22 protein-coding genes are annotated in these 22,342 nt (G+C 74.9%); 8 read left to right on the forward strand and 14 right to left on the reverse strand.

Going from position 1 to position 22,342, the window contains the following annotated elements:
• Complete coding sequence (locus ACQFYA_RS06450) at positions 1 to 1,401, reverse strand: glycosyltransferase family 2 protein (protein WP_499122312.1); 1,401 nt, start codon at positions 1,399 to 1,401, stop codon at positions 1 to 3.
• On the reverse strand, positions 1,398 to 2,780 hold the full coding sequence (wecB, locus tag ACQFYA_RS06455) for a non-hydrolyzing UDP-N-acetylglucosamine 2-epimerase (protein ID WP_499122313.1): 1,383 nt from the start codon (positions 2,778 to 2,780) through the stop codon (positions 1,398 to 1,400). Before wecB ends, ACQFYA_RS06450 begins: the two co-directional genes overlap by 4 nt.
• Positions 2,781 to 2,908: 128 nt before the next feature.
• Between wecB and ACQFYA_RS06460 the strand changes: the two genes are divergently transcribed.
• Together ACQFYA_RS06460 and ACQFYA_RS06465 are read left to right on the forward strand one after the other, a co-directional pair.
• A complete protein-coding gene (locus tag ACQFYA_RS06460; RefSeq protein ID WP_499122314.1) occupies positions 2,909 to 3,391 on the forward strand; it encodes a VOC family protein in 483 nt (160 codons plus the stop codon).
• 57 nt (positions 3,392 to 3,448) lie between these two features.
• Positions 3,449 to 4,270: an exodeoxyribonuclease III gene (locus ACQFYA_RS06465; RefSeq protein ID WP_499122316.1), complete on the forward strand. Its 822-nt coding sequence runs from the start codon at positions 3,449 to 3,451 to the stop codon at positions 4,268 to 4,270.
• A gap of 105 nt (positions 4,271 to 4,375) precedes the next feature.
• Here ACQFYA_RS06465 and ACQFYA_RS06470 read toward each other — a convergent pair whose 3' ends face one another.
• The 6 genes from ACQFYA_RS06470 to ACQFYA_RS06495 all read right to left on the reverse strand — a co-directional run bounded on the left by ACQFYA_RS06470 (position 4,376) and on the right by ACQFYA_RS06495 (position 10,791).
• Positions 4,376 to 5,722 (reverse strand): alkaline phosphatase, encoded by a 1,347-nt coding sequence (locus ACQFYA_RS06470; RefSeq protein ID WP_499122317.1) that lies wholly within the window; start codon positions 5,720 to 5,722, stop codon positions 4,376 to 4,378.
• Between the two features lie 123 nt (positions 5,723 to 5,845).
• Complete coding sequence (gene galK / locus ACQFYA_RS06475) at positions 5,846 to 7,087, reverse strand: galactokinase (protein ID WP_499122319.1); 1,242 nt, start codon at positions 7,085 to 7,087, stop codon at positions 5,846 to 5,848.
• Between the two features lie 118 nt (positions 7,088 to 7,205).
• Positions 7,206 to 8,360: a P-loop NTPase gene (locus tag ACQFYA_RS06480; protein WP_499122320.1), complete on the reverse strand. Its 1,155-nt coding sequence runs from the start codon at positions 8,358 to 8,360 to the stop codon at positions 7,206 to 7,208.
• Positions 8,361 to 8,369: 9 nt separating this feature from the next.
• Positions 8,370 to 8,933, reverse strand: coding sequence for a P-loop nucleotide/nucleoside kinase family protein (locus ACQFYA_RS06485; RefSeq protein WP_499122322.1), 564 nt, complete (start codon positions 8,931 to 8,933; stop codon positions 8,370 to 8,372).
• 90 nt (positions 8,934 to 9,023) lie between these two features.
• Positions 9,024 to 9,527 (reverse strand): DUF1003 domain-containing protein, encoded by a 504-nt coding sequence (locus ACQFYA_RS06490; RefSeq protein ID WP_499122324.1) that lies wholly within the window; start codon positions 9,525 to 9,527, stop codon positions 9,024 to 9,026.
• The gene (locus ACQFYA_RS06495; RefSeq protein ID WP_499122325.1) at positions 9,520 to 10,791 is read right to left on the reverse strand and encodes a magnesium transporter MgtE N-terminal domain-containing protein; all 1,272 of its coding nucleotides are present in this window, start codon (positions 10,789 to 10,791) and stop codon (positions 9,520 to 9,522) included. The genes ACQFYA_RS06490 and ACQFYA_RS06495 overlap by 8 nt, the downstream gene beginning before the upstream one ends.
• A 100-nt stretch (positions 10,792 to 10,891) precedes the next feature.
• On the opposite strand from ACQFYA_RS06495, the gene ACQFYA_RS06500 reads away from it, so the two are divergent.
• Positions 10,892 to 11,761, forward strand: a complete 870-nt coding sequence (locus tag ACQFYA_RS06500; protein ID WP_499122326.1) for a YflT domain-containing protein — start codon at positions 10,892 to 10,894, stop codon at positions 11,759 to 11,761.
• A gap of 15 nt (positions 11,762 to 11,776) precedes the next feature.
• Here ACQFYA_RS06500 and ACQFYA_RS06505 read toward each other — a convergent pair whose 3' ends face one another.
• From ACQFYA_RS06505 to ACQFYA_RS06515, 3 genes are all read right to left on the reverse strand, one after another.
• Complete coding sequence (locus ACQFYA_RS06505) at positions 11,777 to 12,721, reverse strand: type IV toxin-antitoxin system AbiEi family antitoxin domain-containing protein (protein ID WP_499122328.1); 945 nt, start codon at positions 12,719 to 12,721, stop codon at positions 11,777 to 11,779.
• Between the two features lie 169 nt (positions 12,722 to 12,890).
• Positions 12,891 to 14,438: an aminopeptidase P family protein gene (locus ACQFYA_RS06510; protein ID WP_499122330.1), complete on the reverse strand. Its 1,548-nt coding sequence runs from the start codon at positions 14,436 to 14,438 to the stop codon at positions 12,891 to 12,893.
• A 56-nt stretch (positions 14,439 to 14,494) separates the two neighbouring features.
• Positions 14,495 to 15,337: an alpha/beta fold hydrolase gene (locus ACQFYA_RS06515; RefSeq protein WP_499122331.1), complete on the reverse strand. Its 843-nt coding sequence runs from the start codon at positions 15,335 to 15,337 to the stop codon at positions 14,495 to 14,497.
• Positions 15,338 to 15,522: 185 nt separating this feature from the next.
• On the opposite strand from ACQFYA_RS06515, the gene ACQFYA_RS06520 reads away from it, so the two are divergent.
• From ACQFYA_RS06520 to ACQFYA_RS06535, 4 genes are all read left to right on the forward strand, one after another.
• Positions 15,523 to 16,389, forward strand: coding sequence for a PHP domain-containing protein (locus ACQFYA_RS06520; RefSeq protein WP_499122332.1), 867 nt, complete (start codon positions 15,523 to 15,525; stop codon positions 16,387 to 16,389).
• Positions 16,386 to 17,024, forward strand: coding sequence for a MarC family protein (locus ACQFYA_RS06525; RefSeq protein WP_499122333.1), 639 nt, complete (start codon positions 16,386 to 16,388; stop codon positions 17,022 to 17,024). The genes ACQFYA_RS06520 and ACQFYA_RS06525 overlap by 4 nt, the downstream gene beginning before the upstream one ends.
• A gap of 65 nt (positions 17,025 to 17,089) precedes the next feature.
• Complete coding sequence (locus ACQFYA_RS06530) at positions 17,090 to 17,839, forward strand: FadR/GntR family transcriptional regulator (protein ID WP_499122335.1); 750 nt, start codon at positions 17,090 to 17,092, stop codon at positions 17,837 to 17,839.
• A complete protein-coding gene (locus ACQFYA_RS06535) occupies positions 17,836 to 19,023 on the forward strand; it encodes a CynX/NimT family MFS transporter (RefSeq protein WP_499122337.1) in 1,188 nt (395 codons plus the stop codon). Before ACQFYA_RS06530 ends, ACQFYA_RS06535 begins: the two co-directional genes overlap by 4 nt.
• 28 nt (positions 19,024 to 19,051) lie before the next feature.
• Here ACQFYA_RS06535 and ACQFYA_RS06540 read toward each other — a convergent pair whose 3' ends face one another.
• Together ACQFYA_RS06540 and ACQFYA_RS06545 are read right to left on the reverse strand one after the other, a co-directional pair.
• Positions 19,052 to 19,348 (reverse strand): DUF1905 domain-containing protein, encoded by a 297-nt coding sequence (locus tag ACQFYA_RS06540; RefSeq protein WP_499122338.1) that lies wholly within the window; start codon positions 19,346 to 19,348, stop codon positions 19,052 to 19,054.
• Positions 19,349 to 19,451: 103 nt separating this feature from the next.
• Positions 19,452 to 21,110, reverse strand: coding sequence for a DEAD/DEAH box helicase (locus ACQFYA_RS06545; RefSeq protein WP_499122340.1), 1,659 nt, complete (start codon positions 21,108 to 21,110; stop codon positions 19,452 to 19,454).
• A 287-nt stretch (positions 21,111 to 21,397) separates the two neighbouring features.
• On the opposite strand from ACQFYA_RS06545, the gene ACQFYA_RS06550 reads away from it, so the two are divergent.
• Positions 21,398 to 22,075 carry a ferritin-like fold-containing protein gene (locus ACQFYA_RS06550; protein WP_499122342.1) on the forward strand — a complete coding sequence of 226 codons (678 nt, stop codon included), beginning with the start codon at positions 21,398 to 21,400 and terminating at the stop codon, positions 22,073 to 22,075.
• Positions 22,076 to 22,089: 14 nt separating this feature from the next.
• Here ACQFYA_RS06550 and ACQFYA_RS06555 read toward each other — a convergent pair whose 3' ends face one another.
• Positions 22,090 to 22,314, reverse strand: coding sequence for a DUF3107 domain-containing protein (locus tag ACQFYA_RS06555; RefSeq protein WP_499122343.1), 225 nt, complete (start codon positions 22,312 to 22,314; stop codon positions 22,090 to 22,092).
• Positions 22,315 to 22,342 lie beyond the last annotated feature (28 nt).

Here is a 22,342-nt window from a genome sequence, read left to right on the forward strand (position 1 = left end):
TCAGCCCGCGGGCGCGGCGCTCTCCTGCGCGTCGTCGGGCAGGTTGGCGTCGATCGGCTCGCGGTCGGTCTTGGTCCAGGTGCGCCGCCCCAGCAGCTCACGGACCAGCGCGACCGTGACGACCGGCCACAGCACCCACGTGTAGAGCATGTAGGGCAACAGGCCGAACACCGCGCGCAGCAGCGGGCGGCGGCCCGGCTCGTTCGTCATGAGCAGCGACAGGAAGCTCGGCACCAGGGCGATCGTCGCGAAGAACACCAGCGACGGCCACCACCCGGAGTAGAACGGCACGTCGCCGAACAGCCAGAAGGCCAGCGACAGCACCAGCCCGAGCCCCATGAGGAGCTGCAGCAGGGGCATGAGCAGGTAGGCGACGTGGTCGAGCCGCGCCCCGACGGAGACCGGGGTCCGCAGCGCCCCGGGCAGCAGGCTGAACGCCTGCCAGTTGCCCTGCGCCCAGCGCACGCGCTGCTTGAACAGGCGCCGCAGGCTCGTCACGCCCTGCTGGTCGACCGTGGTCAGCACCGTCTGCCGCCCGCGCCAGCCTGCGCGGACGAGGCGCACGCCGATGTCCTGGTCCTCGGTGAGCCGGTCGCGCCACGGGCCGCGGCCGACCCCCGGCGGCAGCTTCTCGGTGACGACGACGTCGTCCAGTGCCGCGAGCCGCACGTACTGGCCGTTGCCGCCCATGTTCGCCGTGCCCCACGCGGACCGCCCGAGCTGGTACACGTATGCCATGACGCCGAACTCCACGTCCTGGCCCCAGGTGAGGTAGTGCCGGCGGTTGTAGATGCGCACCAGCGCCTGCACGCCGCCCACCCGCTCGTCGGTGAACGTGCCCGCCAGCGCGTGCGGGGCGTCCGGGGGGATGCGGCCGTCCGCGTCGACGACGCCCACGATCACCCGCGTGGTCGGCCAGTCGGCGTACCGGCCGGAGAGCACCTGCTCGTGGACGAACTCCCACGCGTCGTCGAGGCCCGCCGACTTGCCCACCCGGGCGTTCGGCAGCTCGCGGCGCAGCACCTGCAGCTTGGGCACCTGGGCGCGCAGGCCGGCGAGCACCTCTCGCGTGCCGTCGTCCGACCCGTCGTCGATGACGACGATCGCCTTGTGCGTCGCCTCGACGGCGACGAGTCGGCTCACGCTGTCGGCGATCGTCACCTCCTCGTTCAGCGCGGGGACGACGAAGACCCAGAGGTAGTCGCCCTCGTGCGCCGCCTCGACGTCCCGGCGCTGGCGGCGGCGCTCGAACCACGCGCGCACCACCAGCAGCAGGATCACGAGCACCGTGATCAGCGTCAGGACGAGCAGGAACCACATGAGCACCTGCACCGCCGGCGGCATGCCGCGGTACGGGTCCCACCAGGGCGCGCTCGCGGCCGCCGCGGCCGCTGCACTCATCTGCCGGCCTGCTGGAGATCGGGCTCGGGGCGGATCATGACGCCCGCGATGTCCGGCGGGACCTGGTCGTCGGTCGCGAGGCCACGCTCGTGCACGGGGCCTTCGACCACGACGCCGCCCGCGATGGCGTCGGTCCGGTGGAACCCGGCCCACTCGAGCACCTGGGATCGGACGAACCCGGGACCGGTCGTATGCGGGACGGGGGTGTCGAAGATCAGGTGCTCGAGCGCCGCGATCACGCGCGCAGACGCCCGGCCGTCGCCGTACGGGTTGACCTGCTGGGCGAACTCGTGGTGCTCGTCCGGCTCGTCGAGCAGGCGCGACGCCGAGGCGACGATGCGGTCGGGGTCGGTGCCGACCAGCTCCAGAGTGCCCGCCTCGACGCCCTCGCCGCGCTCCGTCGTCGTGCGCGCGACGAGCACCGGGACGTCCAGGGTCGGGGCCTCCTCCTGGATGCCGCCGGAGTCCGTGACGACGAGGTACGACCGGGCGAGCAGGCGGGCGAAGGGGAGGTACGCCATCGGCTCGGTGAGCGTCACGCCCGGCACGTCGGCCAGCTCGTCGTGCATCGTGCGCGCCACGGCGGGGTTCGGGTGCACCGGGATGACGAAGCGCACGTCCGGGTAGGCGTCGGCAAGGCGGTGCACGGCCTGGGCGACGTGGGCGATGCCCTCCCCCCAGTTCTCGCGGCGGTGGGCCGTGACGGTCACCACGCGCGACGTGGTGTCGTCCTCGAGCCAGCCGAGCTCGGGCGCGCCGTACGGGGCCTCCTGGGCGGCGGCCCAAAGGAGCGCGTCGATGCCGGTGTTCCCGGTGACGAAGGTGCGTCCGATGTCGACGCCCTCCCGCACCAGGTTCTGCACGTTGGTGCGGGTCGGGGCGAGGTGGAACGAGGCGATGCGGCTGATGAGCTGGCGGTTGAGCTCCTCGGGGAACGGAGAGAGCGTCGTGCCCGTCCGCAGCCCGGCCTCCACGTGGATGACGGGGATGCGCAGGTGGAACGCCGCCACGGCGGCCGCCGACGCGCTCGACGTGTCCCCGTGCACGAGGCATGCCGCCGGGTAGTGGTCCAGCTGTCCGCGGATGCTGGCCGGCGCGGGTCCGTATCGGCCCGACATGAAGTCCTCGATGCCCTGTACGACGCCGCTCACGAGCTCGTTCAGGGTGATGCCGGGGTGGCCGACCCCGAGATCGGCGTGGATGCGGCAGCCCGCGGCGTCGAGCACGTCCCGGACCAGTTCCGAGTGCTGGCCGGTGGAGACGACGACGGGGCGCAGGCGGGGGTGGTGCTGCAGCCTCTGGATGACCGGGACGAGCTTGATCGCCTCGGGTCGGGTGCCCACGACGATGAGGATCTCGGGGTTCACTGGAAGTGCCATGGCGTCTACCTTCGTCGAGCGAGCAGCGGGTGCGGCGCACCCGCACCGATGACTTCCGGTTCGTCGCCCGGTCGGACAGAGGGCGCACCGGCCGCGAGGGACGGTGCCCGTCGGAGGGGAGGGCGGCCATGGTGACCGCACGCACGCACCTGTGGTTCGGCAACAACCGCGCGCACGAGGCGGCGAGCTTCTACGCCGAGCACATCCCGGGATCGTCGGTGGAGTCGGTGCTCGTGTCACCCGAGGGGGTGCCGGGGGCCGAGGCCGGCGAACCTTTCGTCGTCGAGTTCACGGTAGCGGGGCTTCCTGTGACCGGCCTGAACGCCGGCCCCGAGTTCCAGCTGAACGAGGCCTTCAGCTTCTACCTGCGGGTCGACTCGCAGGAGGAGGTGGACCGGTACTGGGAGGTGCTCACCTCCGACGGCGGCGAGCCCGGGCCCTGCGGCTGGTGCAAGGACAAGTTCGGCATCTCGTGGCAGGTGATCCCGACGCAGCTCGAGGAGCTGTGCGGCGACTACACGACCGACGCCAACCTGCGCGCGATGAACGCCATGCTGCAGATGGGCAAGATCGACGTCGCCGGGCTGGAGGCCGCCTCCCGCGGGGAGTGACGACGGCTCGTCGCCCGGGTTCGGGCGGTGTCGCCGGCGTGTGATGGGATGTGCGGCGTGCTGACCGTCGCCACCGCCAACGTCAACGGCATCCGTGCCGCCTTCCGCCGCTCCATGGACGGCTGGATCGCCGCCCGCACGCCGGACGTGCTGCTGCTGCAGGAGGTGCGCGCCCCCGACGAGCTGGTGCGCGAGTACCTCGACGGCTGGCACGTGGCGCACCTGCCCAGCGAGATCAAGGGCCGCGCGGGCGTGGCCGTCGCGTCGCGGCTGCCGCTGCGCGCGGTCCGGGCCGGGCTGGCCGGCCACGGCCCCGCGGGGGAGCCGGAGCCGCCGGTCGACACGGGCCGCTGGATCGAGGCCGACGTCGAGCTCCCGGACGGCGGCCTGCTCACGGCCGTCTCCGCGTACCTGCACTCCGGCTCCGCCGGCGCGGGCCAGGAGCACACGATGGTGGCCAAGTACGCCCACCTGGACAAGGTCACGGCGCGCCTCACCGAGCTCGCCGCGGCCGGTCACCCCGCGCTCGTGGCGGGCGACCTCAACATCGCCCACCAGAACGCGGACATCGCGAACTGGAAGGGCAACCTCAAGAGCGCGGGCTTCCTGCCCGCCGAGCGGGCCTACGTCGACCGCTGGCTCGGCGAGCTCGGCTGGGCCGACCTCGGGCGCGTGCACGGCGGCGACGGCCCCGGGCCGTACACGTGGTGGTCGTGGCGCGGGCAGTCGTACGTCAACGACCGCGGCTGGCGCATCGACTACCAACTCGCGAACCCGGCGCTCGCGCCGCGGGCGGTCAAGGTCGAGGTCGACCGCGCGCCGACCTACGACGAGCGGTGGAGCGACCACGCGCCCGTCGTCGCCACGTACGACCTCTGAGACCCGTCGGTCGTTCGGCGGTCGAGCCTGTCGAAACCACCCGCTGGTCGAGCTTGTCGAAGCCAGGCGTGGTGTCGACAAGCTCAACCACCGCGGTGGCGGTGATCAGCCCCTGCCGCGGGGGAACATCGCCCGCTGCACGGCGTCGTGCACGTCGGTGTTGAGCTGCGGCCCGGACAGCCGCTCCGCGCCCGGCCCCTGCGCCGTGATCGGGGTGGCCTCGCCCGTGTGCCCGCCGGTGGTCCAGTCGACCGTGAACTCGAGGTCCGTGCCGGGCACCGGGAAGGGCCCGTCCTCGGCGGTCGCGCCCGCGCCGGACTCGTCCTCGGGGTCGACGTTCTCGATCGCGAGCCCGCCCGTGGCGTGGTCGCCGACCACGAGCACGAGGGTGTCCCGGTGCTTCTCCTGGAAGTCCAGGGCGAGCGCGACGGTCTCGTCCAGCGACCGCCCGGCCTCGATGGTGCGGGTGGCGTTGCTCCGGTGGGCGAACTCGTCGATCGCCTCCTCCTCGACGAACAGGAAGAACCCGTCGCGGTCGCGCCGGAGCACGTCGAGCGCGCTGGCGGCCATGTCGACCAACGGCACCTCGGGGGAGTAGACGTCGCCCTCGCCCTCGTTCGCCTGCTGGAACATCTCCTCGTTCGCGAACAGGCCGAGCAGCCGGCGTCCGTCGGCGTCGGCGAGCCCTTCCGCGTCGCTCACGTACTCGTACCCGAGCTCCTGCGCGCGCTCGACGAGGTTGCCCTCGGTGCCCTTGCTCTCCTCCTCGGGGTCCTCGGCGGGGTTGTCCGGCCAGGCCCCGGCGTCGCCCTCGGGGTACCACCAGTCCTCGCCGCCGCCCAGCAGCACGTCGGGCCGGGACTCCTCGAGGTACTGCCGGGCGATCTCGCTCTGGTCGTAGCGGTCGGGGACGTGCGCCCCGAAGGCGGCCGGGCTCGCGTCGGTGATCTGCGCCGTCGACACGAGGCCGGTGGCCTTGCCCGCCCGCGCGGCGTCCTCCAGGAGCGTCGGCACGGGGTTGCCGTCCGCGTCGACGCCGACGGCGCCGTTGTACGTCCGCACCCCGCTGGCGAAGGCCGTGGCCCCGGCGGCGGAGTCGGTGACGGCGTCCTCCGGGTCGGCGGAGTCGGTGGCCGTCCAGCCGGCCTCGTCCAGGGAGTCCATGACGAGCCGGCCGTCCTTGCCCTCGGTCGCGAGCCGGACGAGCTCGCGCGCCGCGAGGCCCATGCCGTCGCCCTGGAGCAGGATGACGTTCCGGGCGCGGTCCTTCCCGTGCCGCCCGCCGTGGTGCGCGCCCTGCTGGTCTGCGCGCTGGTCGGCCTGACTCGCCTGGCTCCCGGTCGGGGCCCCGGCGCGGTCGTGGCCGGCGGTCGCGCCGACCACCGTCCCCGCGGCCACCAGGGCGGTGAGCGTCGCCGCGCCGGCGCGGCGGATCGTGGTGGGTGCTGGCATCGCTCCTCCTCGAACGATCGGGCCGGCGGCGTCGTCGCCGCCGGCCCTCGCACCGTAGGCAGGGGCCCGCCCGCCGGCATCTGGGGCCGCGCGAGGAGGAGGGGCGGTGGAGGCCGCCCCGGGTCAGGCGGTGCGGCCCGCCGCGGCCGACGGCGGCGCGAGCAGGAAGCCGGGGGAGCGCAGCCCCGCCGCGTCGAACGCGCCCTGCACGGCCGCGGCGACGGCGTCGACGTCGTCGCCGCGCACCAGCGCGATCGCGGAGCCGCCGAAGCCGCCGCCCGTCATGCGGGCGCCGAGCGCGCCGGCGCCGAGCGCGGCGTCGACGACCAGGTCCAGCTCGCGGGCCGAGACCTCGTAGTCGTCCCGCAGGGAGACGTGGGACGCGACCATCAGCGGCCCGACCTCGGCCGGCCGGCCGACGGCGACGAGGTCGCGGAACTCCACGGTGCGGGCGATCTCCGTGACCACGTGCCGCACGCGGCGGCGCAGCACGTCCTCCGGGTCGTGCGGCTCGAGCGCGGCGAGCGTCTCGTCCAGGCGGTCCGGGTCCACGTCGCGCAGGGTCTCCACCCCGAGCAGCGACGCCGCGCGCTCGCAGGTGGCGCGCCGCTCGGCGTACTGGCCGTCCACGTGGGAGTGCTCGGCGCGGGTGTCGACGACGAGCAGGGTGAGGCCGGCGGACGCCAGGTCGAACGGCACGGGCGTGCCGGACTCGAGCGCCGACAGGCCGGGGCGGGAGTCGACCAGCAGGGCGTGGCCCGCGGTGCAGCGCAGCGAGGCGGCCTGGTCCATGCCGCCCGTCGGGGCGCCGGCGATCTCGTTCTCCGCCCGGACGCACGCGGTGACGAGCACGGCCCGGCCCGCGTCGTCCCCGGCCAGCCCGAGGCCGAAGACCTCGTCCAGGGCGACGGCGAAGGGGCTCTCCAGAGCGGCCGACGAGGACAGGCCGGCCCCGAACGGCACGCAGGAGTCGACGACGGCGTCGAAGCCGCGCACCGGGTGCCCGGCCTGGCCGAGCGCCCACGCCACGCCGGCGACGTACGCGCCCCACCCGGTCACGGCGCCGGGGGCGACGTCGGCCAGGCGGGCGGACCAGACCTCGCCCGGGGCCTGCGCGGACCCGAGGCGGATCACGTCGTCGTCCCGCCGGCGCAGCGCCACGTAGGTGCGGTGGGGCAGCGCGGTCGGCAGCGCCAGGCCGCCGTTGTAGTCGGTGTGCTCGCCGATGAGGTTGACGCGACCGGGTGCGGACCAGACCCCGTCCGGGCCGGCGCCGTCGCCCGCGAAGGTCGCGGCGAACAGGTCGCGCACGCGCCGCGCGCCCTCGTCGTCGGTCCAGGACTCGAGCCACTCGGGCGTGCTCATGGCGGGACAGCTCCTTCGCGGGCGGGACAGGCGGGTGCGGGCGCCGGTGAGGCGCCCGGGCGAGGGTATCGCGCAGGTCGGAGGTCGCGGGGCGGCGTCCGTCGCCCGGGCGGCCGGCTCAGCCCGTGACGGGGCTGAGGTTCAGCCGCATCCCGGCCAGGCCGCGCGAGCGGCCGGCGAGCGCGCGGGCGACGTCGCGCAGCACACGGGCCCCGGCGGAGTCGGGGTCGGCGAGGACGACCGGGGTGCCGTCGTCGCCCGCGGCGCGGACCGCGACGTCGAGCGGGACCTGGCCGAGCAGGGGGACCGCCGTGCCGAGCGTGGCGCCCAGCCGGTCCGCGACGCGCTGCCCGCCGCCCGAGCCGAACACCTCGAGCCGCGACCCGTCCGGCTGCTCGAGCCACGACATGTTCTCCACCACGCCCACCACGCCCTGCGAGGTCTGCGTGGCGATGGACCCGGCGCGCTCCGCGACCTCGGCCGCGGCGGCCTGCGGGGTCGTGACGACGAGGATCTCGCTGCCCGGCAGCAGCTGCGCCACCGAGATGGCGATGTCGCCGGTGCCGGGCGGCAGGTCGAGCAGCAGCACGTCGAGGTCGCCCCAGAACACGTCCGCGAGGAACTGCTCGAGCGCGCGGTGCAGCATGGGTCCGCGCCACACGACCGGCTGCCCCTCGGGCACGAACATCCCGATCGACACGACCTTCACGCCGTGCTCGATCGGGGGCAGCAGCATGGAGTCCACGCGCGTGGGCTGGCGGTCCACGCCGAGCATGCGGGGGATGGAGAAGCCGTAGATGTCGGCGTCGACCACGCCCACGCGCAGCCCGTCCGCCGCCATCGCCGCGGCGAGGTTCGCCGTCACGCTCGACTTGCCGACCCCGCCCTTGCCGGACGCGATCGCGTACACCTTGGTGAGCGAGCCGGGCTGGGAGAACGGGATGACCGGGTCGCCCGCGCCGCCGCGCAGCTGCGAGCGCAGCGCCTGCCGCTGCTCCGGCGTCATGACGCCCAGCTGCACGTCCACGCCGGTCACGTCGTCGAGCGACCCGACCGCCGCCGTGACGTCCCGCACCAGCGTCGACTTCATCGGGCAGCCGGCCACCGTGAGGTCCACGCCGACCGTCACGCGGCCGCCGTCGTGCACGTCGACCGAGCGCACCATGCCGAGGTCCGTGATGGGCCGCCGGATCTCGGGGTCGACCACCGACTCCAGGGCGGTGCGCACGCGGTCGCTCAGGGGTGGGCGGGCGTCGGGGGAGCCGGAGGTCATGACTCGATCCTAGGTCCGGCGCGCGGTGGCGCTCGTGCGTCGTCGGTCACGACCGGCCAGCTCCGCGCTCACGCGGCGGGCCAGCAGCCCGACGTCGACCGGGCCGTCCGTGTCCTGCCGCACCACCGGCCCCAGGGCGAGCGGGGCGCCGTGCGCCGACCAGGCGGCCCACTCGGCGGACACGTCGCGGTCGTCGGCGTGCACCGGGTGCCGGTCCGCCCGCGCCTCGTAGCGCCGGCGCGCGACGTCCGGCGGCACGTCGCACCAGACCTCGACGACGGCGTCCGCGCCGGCGGTCGCCAGCCCGCGCAGGGCGTGGTCGAGGTCGCGGGGCCGGAACCACCAGGACTCGACGACGACCCGCGGGAGCGGCGCCGCGGCCAGCCGCCAGACCGTCTCCGCCGCGGCGGCCCCGACCCGGGCGGACGTGCGCGGGTCGACCGCGTCGGCCAGGGCCTCCTTGACGGCGTCCTTGCTCAGGCACGGCGCGTCCAGGCGCTCCGCGAGCGCGGCGGCCAGCGTCGTCTTGCCCGACCCGGGCAGCCCGTTCACGAGCACCACCTGCCGTGCCACACGCCCTCCTCCGGGCCGTCGTCGGACGTTCTCGCGCCGTCGTCGGGACGTCCTCGGTCCCGTCGACCGCAGCGTAGCGGCCGAGGGCCGTCAGGACGGCTGGTCCCGTCCGCGCCCGGGCTCCTTGTCCTCGAGCTCCTCGAGGAGGTTGCGGATCTCCGAGCGGACGAAGTCGCGCGTCGCGACCTCGCCGAGCGCGATCCGCAGGGCCGCCATCTCCCGGGCCAGGTACTCCGTGTCCGCGAGGTTGCGCTCCGCGCGCTGCCGGTCCTGCTCGGCCGTGACGCGGTCGCGGTCGTCCTGCCGGTTCTGCGCGAGCAGGATGAGCGGCGCGGCGTAGCTCGCCTGCAGCGACAGCATCAGCGTCAGCGCCGTGAAGCCGTTCGACGCCGAGTCGAACCGCAGTGACTCCGGCCCCCACGCGTTCCACACGAGCCACAGCGCGCAGAACACCGTGAGGTAGATGAGGAACCGCGGGGTGCCGAGGAAGCGGGCGATGGCCTCCGTGGCCTTGCCCACCGCGTCCTGGTCCATCTGCGGCCGGGGGATGAAGGTGCGCCGGGACTCCTTCGGCTGGTCGAGACGATCAGCCACGCGGCACCTCCTCCAGGTTCTCGTCGATGTGCTCGCGCCAGTCGTCCGGGAGGATGTGGTCGAGCACGTCGTCCACGGAGACCGCGCCCAGCAGCCGCTTCTCGGAGTCGAGCACGGGCAGGGCGAGCAGGTCGTAGGCCGCCAGGAGGCGCGTCACCCGGCCCACCGGGGCGTCGGGGGTGAGCCACTCCGTGTCCGTGTCCAGCACCGACCCCACCGACGCGTGCGGGGGCTCGCGCAGCAGCCGCTGGAAGTGCGCGACCCCCAGGAACCGGCCCGTGGGCGTCTCCAGCGGCGGGCGCACGACGAACACCATCGACGCCAGCGCCGGCGGCAGGTCCTGCTTGCGGATCTGCGCCAGGGCGGTCGCGATGGACGTCTCGGGCCCGAGGATCACCGGCTCGGTGGTCATGAGGCCGCCCGCCGTGTCCTCGTCGTAGGTCAGCAGGCGGCGCACGTCCTTCGCCTCCTCCGGCTCCATCAGCTCCAGGAGGCGGGCGGCCTGCTCGTCCGGCAGCTCGTGCAGCAGGTCGGCGGCGTCGTCCGGCTGCATGGCCTCGAGCACGTCGGCGGCGCGGCCCGAGTCCAGCCGGGACACGATCGAGACCTGGTCGTCCTCCGGCAGCTCCTCGAGCACGTCGGCCAGGCGCTCGTCGTCGAGGGCGCTCGCCACCTCCAGGCGGCGGGTGTCCCCGAGCTCGTGCAGCACGTCGGCGAGGTCGGCGGGGCGCAGGTCCTCGTACGCCTCGAGCAGTTTGGCCGCGCCCTGCTCCTGCGTGGACCCCGCCAGCCCGGTGACGGCGTCGACCGGCACCACCAGCGTCTCGCCGCGCCGGCGCAGCGACAGCCCCTTGCTGGGCCGCCTGCGGCGCACGAAGAGCTGGTCCACCAGCCAGTCGCCCGTGCGCTGGCGCGTGATCGACAGGTCCTCGACCGTCGCCTCGCCCGTGCCGTCCGTGAGCCGCACCGTGCGGTCCAGCAGCTCGCCCAGCACCAGGGACTCCATGGCCCGCTGCTCGAACCGGCGCATGTTGAGCAGGCCCGTGGAGATCACCTGGCCGGCGTCGATCGCGGTGACCCGCGTCAGCGGGAGGAAGACGCGGCGCCGGCCGGGGACCTCGACGACCAGCCCGACGGCACGCGGTGCGCCCTTGGCGCGGATCAGGACGACGGCGTCGCGCACGCGCCCCACCTCGTCACCGATCGGGTCGAAGACCTGGGTGCCGGCGAGGCGTGCCATGAAGACCCTGGTTGCCGCGCTCACGCGGTCAGCCTACGCGGGGCGGCCCCGTCGGTCCTGGTAGCGGGCGTGCGGCGCGCGCGGCGTGGTGGTGTCGGCGCCACGACTGGGCCAGACTGGGCGAATGACCTTCAGCCGCCCGAACGCCGTGCCCCGCGTCCCGACCCTGCCGGCCGGGGACGAGGTCGCCGCGTACGACACCTACCTCGAGGCCCAGCAGGCCGTCGACTACCTGTCGGACCACAAGTTCCCCGTGGAGCACGTGACCATCGTCGGGACGGACCTGCGGATGGTCGAGCGGGTCACCGGGCGGCTCACGTACGGCCGGGTGGCGCTCGCGGGCGCGCTCTCGGGCGCCTGGTTCGGGTTCTTCGTGGGGCTGCTGCTGAGCCTGTTCGGCGGCGCGACGGCGGGCGGCGTGCTGCTGGTCGCCATCGGGCTGGGCGCCGGATTCGGGCTGCTGTTCTCCGTGCTGTCGTACGCGCTGACCGGCGGGCGTCGTGACTTCACGTCGTCGTCGCAGATCGTCGCGTCCACGTACGCCATCCTCTGCGGTACCGAGCAGGCGAGCGACGCCCGCTCCATGCTGCTCGAGTCCCCGGGCGGGCTGGGCAAGGCGCGGCGCGGCTCCACGACCGTCACCCCGGTGGCCGGCGCTCCCGTCGTCACGACGCCCGTCGCCCCGGCGGCGCCCGCCGCGCCCCGCACCCCCGACCCGCGCTGGACGACGCCCTCCGGCGCCCCGCGGTACGGCGCCATGCGCCCCGCCGACGAGCAGGCGCCGCAGACCGCCGAGCCCCGCAGCCCTGAGCCCCAGAGCTCCGTGCCCCAGAGCTCCGATCCCCAGACCCCCGAGCCCCAGAACCCCGGACCGGAGGCGGAGAACCCCGAGCGTCAGACGGGGGCACGACGACCCCTACCGCCCGCCCCAGCCCTGAGCCTGCTGAGATCGGTCATCCGGTTCGAGTTCGGTCGAGATCCGGACCGATCTTGAACCGGATGACCGAACTCACGGCGGAGGTGGCAGCAGGGGGTTGACCCGGAAGGTCCGCTGGAGGTCCTCGGGGAACCGTGCGGCGATCCGTTCGACGATCCGCGTCACCCGTTGTCCGCCGGTGGCGAGCACGCGGACGGGGTCGTGCCCGGCTTCCCGGATGGCCTCGTACCGCGCCTTCTCGCGCAGCAGCTCCGTGGCCCCGTCGTGGGCGTCCCCGAGCGCGCCGTCGCGGTACTTCATCCGACCGTCGAACTCGGCCAGCACGGACCACTCCGGCCAGCCGAGGTCGCAGTGGAAGCGCCCTCGCGGGGTGTCGACCGGGACCTGGGTGGCCGGCCGAGGCAGTCCTGCGCGGAGGCAGACGTAGCGGAGCCAGGTCTCCCAGGCCGAGTCGGCGCCGGGTTCGGCGTGATCCAGCACCCAGGTCGCCCGAGCCCGGCCCTTGCGGGTGGCCATGGAGGCGAGGACGGCCCGCGCTCGCTCGACGTCCATGCCCGCACGTCGCGCGGAGTCGGCGACGACGAGCGACTCCAACGGGTGCATGGCGAGCGCGCAGTCGACGACGGTCCGGGCGATCGTCGTGACGGGCAGCCCGTCGTGCGTCGTGCGCTGGTCGTCGGGGAGGGGCACGACGTGCCGGGCCACGTCGCGCGAGGCGTGCCCGGAGGCGCGGTAGCCCTGGATGACGTGCGTCCGCGTGGGGGTGCGCCACAGCGTGAGGCCCCAGCACAGGGCGGCGGTCTCGTGGCTGAGCGTGTGCGGGGCGTGCAGCAGGCGGTGGACGGCCGCGGCGACATCGCGTGCTCGCACGCGTGCGGCCGCATAGCCTCGCGTTTCGCTCGGCGGGACGCGGTAGACGCCGTACCGCAGGCGCTCCACCTCCCCCCGCGCGAGCGCGCGGCTCAGCCCGGGGCGGTACAGCTCGCCGGACAGCAGGACCTCACCGGGATCGGGCATGGCGGCGAGCCTGGCACCCAGGCCGGCGCCGTTGCCTTCCACGAGCCGAACCTGTGGACGGCCGATCCCTGGGGGCAGCCTCCACAGGCGGGGCTGAGCTCGGTCATCCGGTTCGAGGTCGGTCGAGATGCTGACCGATCGCGAACCAGATGACCGAGCTCAGACTGTGTCAGCCGCGCAGGCGCGCCATCCAGGCCTCGACGTCCTCGGGGCGGCGGGGGAGGGCGGCGGACAGGTTCTCGTTGCCGTCGGCGGTCACGAGCACGTCGTCCTCGATGCGCACGCCCATGCCGCGGTACTCCTCGGGCACGGCGAGGTCGTCGGCCTTGAAGTACAGCCCCGGCTCGATGGTGAACACCATGCCGGGCTCGAGCACGCCGTCCAGGTAGAGCTCGCGCCGCGCCTGCGCGCAGTCGTGCACGTCGAGGCCGAGGTGGTGGCTGGTGCCGTGCACCATCCAGCGACGGTGCTGCTGGCCCTCGGGGGACAGCGAGACCTCCGCGGTGACGCCGTCGGGCAGCAGGCCCCACTCCTCCAGGCGGGCGGCGATGACCTCCATCGCGGCCGCGTGGATGTCGCGGAACTTCGTGCCCGGCTTCGCGACGGCGAAGGCGGCGTCGGCGGCGTCGAGCACGGCGGTGTAGACGCGGCGCTGCACGTCGGTGAACTCGCCGTCCACCGGCAGCGTGCGCGTGACGTCGGCGGTGTACAGGGAGTCGACCTCGACGCCGGCGTCCAGCAGCACGAGCTCGCCGGAGCGGACCACGCCGTCGTTGGTGATCCAGTGCAGCGTGGTGGCGTGCTCGCCGGCGGCGGCGATCGTCTCGTAGCCCACGGTGTTGCCCTCGAGGCGGGCGTGCGCGTCGAACGTCGTCTCGATGACGCGCTCCCCGCGGCGGTGCGCGACGGCCTTCGGCAGCGCCGGCACGACCTGCTCGAAGCCCTCGATCGTGCGGGCCACGGCCTCGCGCAGGTGCTCGAGCTCGAGCGCGTCCTTGACCAGGCGCAGCTCGGAGGTGGCCTCGACGAGCTGCTCGTCCTCGGCCTCCGCCTCGACGCCGGCCTCCTCGCGGATCGCCTCGACGAGCGCCTCGATGCCCTCGTCGGCGCCGCTCACGACCAGCACGCGGACGCCGTCCGCGCCGACGTCCTTGGCGAGCGCGTCGCGCAGCTCGTCGACGTGGCGGGCCTCGACCCCGGTGAGCGTGGTGACGTCGTCGAGCGACGGGCGGGCGCCCACCCAGAACTCGCCGTAGCGGGAGTCGGCGTAGAACTCCTCGGTGTCGCGCGCCGCGAGGGGGCGGACGTACAGGACGGCGTGGTGATGGGTGCCGATGCCGTTCGAGTCGGGGTCGCCCTCGCCGTCACCCACGGGGTGCAGCACGAGCACGGCGTCCGGCTCCTGGTCGGTGCCCAGCCCGGTGAGGTGCGCGAACGCGGAGTGCGGGCGGAACCGGTAGTCGGTGTCGTTGGAGCGCACCTTGAGCGGACCGGCCGGGATCACGAGCCGCGCACCCGGGAAGCGGGCGGACAGCTTCGCGCGCCGCTCGGCGGTGTGCGGCACGGCCTCGCCCGGCTCGACCCCGAGGTCGGCCCGCGGGCCCCACTGCGAGGTGATGAACGACTTGAACGCCTCCGAGACGGGGCGCTGGGAACGGTTGCTGCCACGGTCCTCGGTGCTGGGCGCGGACTCGTCGACGGGGGTGGTGTCGGTCATGCTCCCCAGTGTCCCACCCGCTGGCGGGGCGGCCGTCGCCGGAGCGGACGCGCTCGTCAGGCTCGCGCGAAGTCGTGCAGGGCGCGCGAGAGGACCCGGTTGAAGGCGTCGGGGGCGTCGGAGTTGACGTCGTGACCGGCGTCCGGGACGACGACCAGCGCGCCGCGGTCCGCGGCGGCCACGTGCCGCGACTCCTCGAGCCGCATCCGGTCACGGGCCCCGTTGACGAACCACACGGGCACGCGCAGCGCGCGGGTGCTGGCCACGGAGGAACGGCCGGCGAGGTGGGTGAGCGCGTCGGTGACGATGTCCCAGCCGGGGCGGGGCGACGCGACGTCGCCGAGCAGCGCCGCCACCTCCATGCCGCCGGCGGGCGACCGGCCGCCGTTGAGCGCGGATCGCCAGGCGAGGGAGGCGTCGCGCAGGCCCCGGCGCACCGCCGTCGTGCCGGTCACGGCGAGGTGCGCGACGTCGCGGAACAGCGCGACGGGCTTGCCCTTCGGGTCGGAGGTGCAGCCCGCGGCGATCACGCCGGCGAGCCGCGAGAGGCCGGCGGAGGCGGGCGTGGCGTGCCGCGCCGCCCAGGCGAGCGACGTGTACCCGCCCAGGGACAGCCCCACGACGACGACCGGGGTCCCGGCGCCGAACGACGCGGCCGCCTCGTCGAGCACCTCGAAGGCGCGGGGCATGGAGAACCGCTCGCGGTGCCGGGCGCCGTGGGCGGGGAGGTCGACCGCGACCGCGTCGTGCCCGGCGTCGCGCACGTGGTCCAGCTGGCGCTCCCAGATCGCGGACGACGTGCGCATGCCGTGCACGAAGACGACCCCGGTGCGCCCGGGCTCGGCGGCACGGGTGCTGAGGGCGGGCGGAGTGGCGACGTCGGTGCTGCGAAGTTCCATCGCGTCGATCGTCTCGTGCCGGTCGGGGCGTGCCGGGGGCGCGAGCGGCGGGGGCGGTGGAGAGGTTGTGTCGTCGCCTTCACGCGCGCGGGCGGGCCGGGAACGACCGGGAGTGGCCGACGTCGCACCGCCGGACGCGCCGGACCGGGGGTGCCGGCGCGTCCCGCTCCCTAGAATCGGTGTCCGTGACGCATCGGCCCGGGATCGACCTCCACACGCACTCGCGGGCCTCCGACGGCACGGACTCCCCACGGGACGTGCTGCGGGCGGCGGCCGCCGCCGGTCTGGGCGTCGTCGCGCTGACGGACCACGACACCGCCGCGGGCTGGGCCGAGGCCGCCGACGCCGTCGCCGCGACGGGGGTGGCCCTGGTGCGGGGCACCGAGATCTCGACGCGCGTCACCACGGAGGGCGGCAGCATCAGCGTGCACCTGCTATCCTACCTGCACGACCCGGACGACGCCGTGCTGCGCGCCGAGTGCGACCGCACGCGCGACGACCGGCTCACCCGCGCCCGGCGGATGACGGAACGGTTGGCCGAGGACTTCCCCGTGACCTGGGACGACGTCGTCGCGCAGACGGGCGACGGCGCCACGGTGGGGCGGCCCCACCTGGCGGACGCACTGGTCGCGGCGGGCGTCGTCGCGTCGCGGGACGAGGCGTTCGCGACGGTGCTGCACCCCGGCGCCCGCTACTACGTGCCGCACTACGCGCCGGACACGGACGTGGCCGTGCGGGCGGTGCTGGGCGCCGGCGGCGTGCCGGTGATGGCGCACCCCGGCGCGGGGGCCCGCGGCCGCACGGTGAGCGCGCAGACCATCGCGGACCTCGCCGTCGTCGGGCTCGCCGGGCTCGAGGTGGACCACCGGGACCACGACGACGCCACCCGTGACCGGCTGCGCGGCCTGACGGCCGAGCTCGGGCTGCTCGCCACGGGGTCCAGCGACTACCACGGCACCGGGAAGCTCAACCGTATCGGGGAGAACCTCACCGCTCCCGAGGTGCTCGCACGGATCGAGGAACGAGGTCGGCTGGACGTGGTCCGCCCGTGAGCGCGGTGCTGGACACCGCGCTGTTCACCGAGGTGTTCGTCACCCTGTTCGTCATCATGGACCCGCCCGGCACCGTGCCGGTCTTCCTCGGCCTCACGTCGGCGATGGGGGCGAAGCAGCGCAACCGGGCCGCGCGCCAGGCGATCCTCGTCGCGTTCGGCGTGATCGTCGTCTTCGCGCTGTTCGGGCAGCAGGTGCTGCACTACATGGGGATCTCGCTGCCGGCCCTGCAGGCGTCCGGCGGCCTGCTCCTGCTGCTGGTCGCGATGGAGCTGCTGACCGGCAAGATGGAGGAGCCGGCGCCGTCGGGCAACAAGGGCGTGAACGTGGCGCTCGTCCCCCTGGGCACGCCGCTGCTCGCCGGGCCGGGCGCGATCGTCGCGACGATGGTGTTCGTGCAGCAGACCCGCGTGTCGGACGACGCCGCGGCGCCCCAGTTCGTCGCCATCGCGGTGGCGATCGTGCTGGTGCACGTGAGCCTGTACCTGGCGATGCGGTTCGCGAACGTCATCCATCGCGTGCTCAAGGACTCGGGCGTCACGCTGGTGACGCGGATCGCGGGCCTCCTGCTGGCCGCCATCGCGGTGCAGCAGATCGCGACGGCGGTCACCGAGTTCGTCAAGATGGCGCAGTAGCGGCGCCCCGGCCCGACGGCGGCGTCCGAGGTTCACGGTTAAACATGGGATGTTAGGGTCTTTCGGTGCCCGAGCCCTCCGCGTCCCCGATCTCCCCGCCCCGCAAGGTGTCCGAGCTCGTCGTCGAGCACCTGACGGACCTGGTCGAGCGGGGGGAGTGGCCCGTCGGGTCGCGCATCCCCGCCGAGCCGGAGCTCGTCGCCCAGCTGGGCGTCGGGCGCAACACCGTCCGCGAGGCGGTGCGCGCCCTCGAGCACGCGGGCATCCTCGAGCCGCGCCGCGGCGACGGCACCTACGTGCGCGCCGCGAGCGGGCTCGACGCCGCGATCGGGCGCCGGGCGCGCACCTCCGACGCGCTGCAGGTGCTCGACGTGCGCTCCGTCCTCGAGCGTGGCGCCGCCCGCGTCGCCGCCGACCGGCACGACGACGCCGCCGTCGCCGCGCTGCGCACCGCGCTGGACGCCCAGGAGGCCGCCGCGCGCGACGGCGACGAGCAGTCCTTCCGCGACGCCGACATCGCCTTCCACGCCGAGCTGGTCCGGGCGGCCGGGAACACGCTCCTCGCCGAGCTGTACGAGGGGATCGACCACGTGCTCGTCCGCACCCTCGCCACCGACGCGCACGGGCGCCACCACCGCGACGTGCCCGGCCACCGCGAGGTCGTCGAGGCCGTCGCCGCCGGGGACGCCGACGCGGCCGAGCGGGCCGTCGAGGCCACCATGGCCGCCGTGCGCGCGCACCTCGTCGACCGCGGCGCCGCGCCCGAGGCCGCCCCCGGGGCCCGCGTGGCGCCGACGACGGGGGTGGGCGCGTGAGCCTCCGCCGTCCGCTGGGGGCGGGCGCCTTCCTCGCCATCGTCCTCGCCGCGCTCAACCTGCGGCCCGGCGTGGTCGCCGTCTCGCCGCTGCTGGGCGAGATCCTCGCCGAGGAGGGCCTCAGCTCCACCGCGGGCGGCGTCCTCACGACGCTCCCCGTGCTCTGCTTCGGCCTCCTCGCCCCCGTGGCGCCCGCGCTGGCCCGCCGCGTCGGGCTGGAGCGGGCGCTGTTCGGCAGCCTCGCGCTCCTGTGCGTCGGCTTCGCCGTGCGTCTGGTGCCCGGCGTCGCGCCCCTGCTGCTGGGCACGCTCGCCGTGGGCTGCGCGATCGGGCTGGGGAACGTGCTGCTGCCCGCGCTGATCAAGCGCGACTTCGCCGACCGGGTCGGGCTCATGACCGGGCTGTACTCGATGGCCCTGTCGGGCGGCGCGGCGCTCGCCGCCGGGCTCACGGTGCCCCTCGCCACGGCGACGGGGATGGACTGGCGCGCCACGCTGGCCTCCTGGGGGCTGCTGGCCGTGCTCGGCGCGGCCGTCTGGGCACCCCGCGCGCTGCGCGCCGGGGGCCGGACCGCGCCGCTGCGTCCGACGGGGGCCACGCCGGCCGACGCCGTCCGGTCGGTGTGGCGCAGCCCGCTGGCCTGGGCGGTCACCGTGCTCATGGGCACCCAGTCGCTGTCGTTCTACGCGGTGAACGCCTGGCTGCCGGAGATCTTCGTCGCCGCGGGCCGGAGCGTCGCGGTGGGCGGCTGGCTGCTGGCGCTGACCAACCTGCTGGGCATCGTCGGCTCGTTCGTCACGCCGGTGCTCGCGGGCCGGATGCGGCGCCAGCGCGGGATCGGCGTCGTCATCGTCGCGCTCATCACGGCGGGCCTCGTGGGCCTGATCCTCGCGCCGGACGCCGCGGTGCTCTGGGTGGTGCTGCTCGGCCTGGGGCAGGGCGGCGGCATCAGCCTGGCGCTCACGCTCATGGCGCTGCGCACCGAGAACGCCGCCCGCACGTCGGAGCTGTCCGGCATGGCCCAGAGCGCGGGCTACGTGCTGGCGGCGTGCGGCCCGATCGGGCTGGGCGTCGCGCACGACGCGACCGGTTCGTGGACCCTGCCGCTGACGCTGCTCGTCGTGGCGTCGCTCGTGCACGGCGTGGCCGCCTGGTTCGCCGGGCGGGACGAGATCGTGCGCTGAGCGGAGGGTTCGGGAGTCCCCAGGGCCCTCAGAGGCCGACCGGCTCCAGCGTGACCCGCACGGTGGCGCCGGGCTCGATGCCCTCGGCCTGGCGCACCGACTTCTTCAGCGGCAGCACGTAGCCCTTCTGCTCATCGCTGGGGAAGACGGACGTGGACCAGGTGGTGGCACCGATCGTCACGGTCACCTTGATCGAGCCGAAGCCCCGCGGGGGCAGCGGCAGCTCGGCGAGCGTGTCGGACTCGTCGGGCGGCACGGTCACGAACCACCACGAGTCGCTGCGCACCTGCCACTGCCACAGCGGGGCCGAGAACGTCAGACGCATGCTCCGGACGGTACGTCGTGCCTCGGACAGCAGAACGGCGGTCGAGCCTGTCGAGACCCAGGTGGCGGGTCCCGACAGGCTCGACCGCCGGCTTCTCGGCGGGTCAGCCCTCCGACGGCGCCTGCGGGGCGGTCGAGCCGCCCTCGACGGGACGACCGCCGCGGGTGCGGCGACGGTTGCGGTTGCGGCGGCGCGCCTGCTCGCCGTCGCGCTGCTCGCCGGCGCCCGACGACGCGGCGCCGGGCCGCTCGCCCTGCGCGGAGCCGTGCGAGCCCTGGCCGGAGCGCGAGCCGCCGCGGCCGCCGCGGGGGGCGGCGCCGTCACGACGACCGCCGTCCCGACGACCGCTGTCACGCCCGCCGTCGCGCGGACCGGCGGAGGAGCTGGTCCGCTTGCCGGTCTCGCCGAGGTCCTCGAGCTCCTCGGCCTCCAGGCCGCCGAGCTGCTGCTTGCTCTTCGGCAGCCGGCCCTTGGTGCCCTCGGGGATGGCGAGGTCGGAGTACAGGTGCGGTGAGCTGGAGTACGTCTCGACGGGCTCGGGGAACCCGAGGTTCAGCGTGCGGTCGATGAGCTGCCAGCGGGGGATGTCGTCCCAGTCGACGAACGTCACGGCGGTGCCCTGCTTGCCGGCGCGGCCGGTGCGGCCGATGCGGTGCAGGTAGGTGCGCTCGTCCTCGGGGCACTGGTAGTTCACGACGTGCGTGACGTCGTCGACGTCGATGCCGCGCGCGGCGACGTCGGTGGCGACGAGGACGTCGATGTGGCCGTGCCGGAACGCGCGCAGCGCCTGCTCGCGGGCGCCCTGACCGAGGTCGCCGTGGATGGCGCCGGCGGCGAACCCGCGGTCGCGGAGCTCGTCGGAGACCTTCGCGGCCGTGCGCTTGGTGCGGGCGAACACGATGGTGCGGCCGCGGCCCTCGGCCTGCAGCAGGCGGGCGAGCACCTCGACCTTGTCGAGCGCGTGGGCGCGGTAGACCACCTGGCGGGTGTTCTTCACGGTGGCGCCGTCGTCGTCGGGCTCGGCGGCGCGGATGTGCGTCGGCTGCGACATGTAGCGGCGGGCCATCGAGACGACCGGGCCGGGCATGGTCGCGCTGAACAGCATGGTGTGCCGCACGGCGGGGGTGCGCGCCAGGATCTTCTCGACGTCGGGCAGGAAGCCGAGGTCGAGCATCTCGTCGGCCTCGTCCAGCACGACGGTCGCGGCGCGGGTGAGGTTGAGGTGGCCCTGGTTGAGCAGGTCGACCATGCGGCCCGGCGTGCCCACGACGACCTCGACGCCGCTGTTCAGCATCTCGATCTGCGGCTCGTAGGCGCGCCCGCCGTAGATCTGGGCGATGCGCACGGTGCGGCCCTTGGAGGCCTTGGTCAGGTCGTTCGCGACCTGGACCGCGAGCTCGCGCGTGGGCGCGACGACGAGCGCCTGCGGCTTGCCGGGGGCGGGCAGCTCGTCGAAGCCGGGCTCGCCCGGCGCGACGACGCGGTGCAGCAGCGGGACGCCGAAGCCGAGGGTCTTGCCCGTGCCGGTCTTGGCCTGGCCGATGATGTCGTGCCCCTGGAGCGCCACCGGCAGCGTCATCGCCTGGATGGGGAAGGGGTGGGTGATGCCGGCCTCGCGCAGGGCCTCGACGATCTCGGGGCGCACCCCGAAGTCCGCGAAGGACACGTCCTGCGCCTGGATGGCGGCGGGGGAGGAGTAGTCGGGCTCGCCGGCGGGGCCGGCGGGGGTTGCCGCGGTGGCGGCGGGTTCGGTCGTGGTCACGGGTACCTTCGTCTGCTCGTCGGCGCGCGCGAACCGAGGGGCTCCCGAACGGGCCGGGTCCGTCGACGGGCCGCACCGTTCAGGTCACACTCGTCGGGTCGCAAGGAGCGCCGAGGTGGTCGGCAGCCGATCGTGGAAGAACGTCGCTCAGGCCTCGCGGGGGAGCCCCGCAGGCCGCTGCGGTCGAGTCAGTGCGTGACGACCGGGCAACCGAAGTACGTCCCCCATGGTACGCGACCGGTACCCGGGACGGGTGTGACACGTCGGGGCGCCCCTATCCTGGGCGCGTGAGCCAGCAGCAGAACGTCCCTGACGCCGCCCTGACGACGCTGGTCGGGCTGGCCGCCTACACGGAGCTGGCGGCCTTCGGCCTGCTGGCGAGCCGCTCAGTGGACGCCCCGGACCTCTCGACCCGGCAGACGCTCGCCGCGGCCGCGGGCGAGGCCCTCGGCCGCCAGGAGCGCCTGCTCGGCCTGGTGTCGCGAGAGACGACGGCCGCCGCGGTGGCCGCCTCGATGGCGCCTTTCGACGGTGCCCTGGCCGACTTCGACGCCCGCACGGCGCCGTCGAGCTGGGCGGAGGGCCTGCTCAAGAGCGCCGTCGGGCTGGGCGTCGCGCAGGACCTGTGCCGCGAGCTGGCGGCGGGCCTGCCCGGGGGCGGCGAGGCCTACCGGGGCGCGGTGGGCGAGCCCCGGACCGACGACCCCGCGACGGTCGTGCTGGCCGGGGCCGCGGCCGCGGACGGCGTGCTCGCCGCCCGCCTGGCCCTGTGGGGCCGACGCGTCGTGGGCGAGGCGCTCGGCCTGGTGCCGGTGCTGCTGGCGGCCCACCCGCCGTTGGCCGGTCTGGCGGCCGCTGCCCGGGACGCGGCCCCCGACGGGGGCGCGTCCGTGCAGGCGTGGCTCGTCTCGCGGCTCACCGCCGAGCACACGCGCCGCATGGACCGGATCGGCCTCGCGGCCTGACCGGCGCGCGGGCGTCAGAGGGCGCCGAAGCCGACCTTCCGCTGCTCCTCGGCGCCGAGCTCGACGTACCCGATGGTTGCGGTGGGCACCAGGAGGGTGCGCCCTCGCGCGTCGGTGAGCTCGAGGACGCCGCCGTCGGCGATCGCCTCGCGGACGGCCGTGGTCACGGCCTCCGCGGTGTCGTCGGTCTCGACGACCAGCTCGCGAGCCAGGTTCTGCACACCGATCGTGATCTCCACGTTGTCTCCTTCGCGAGCCGCGCCGGCC

Origin of the sequence: Promicromonospora sp. Marseille-Q5078, from assembly GCF_050315395.1 — a bacterium.
Lineage (GTDB): Bacteria > Actinomycetota > Actinomycetes > Actinomycetales > Cellulomonadaceae > Isoptericola.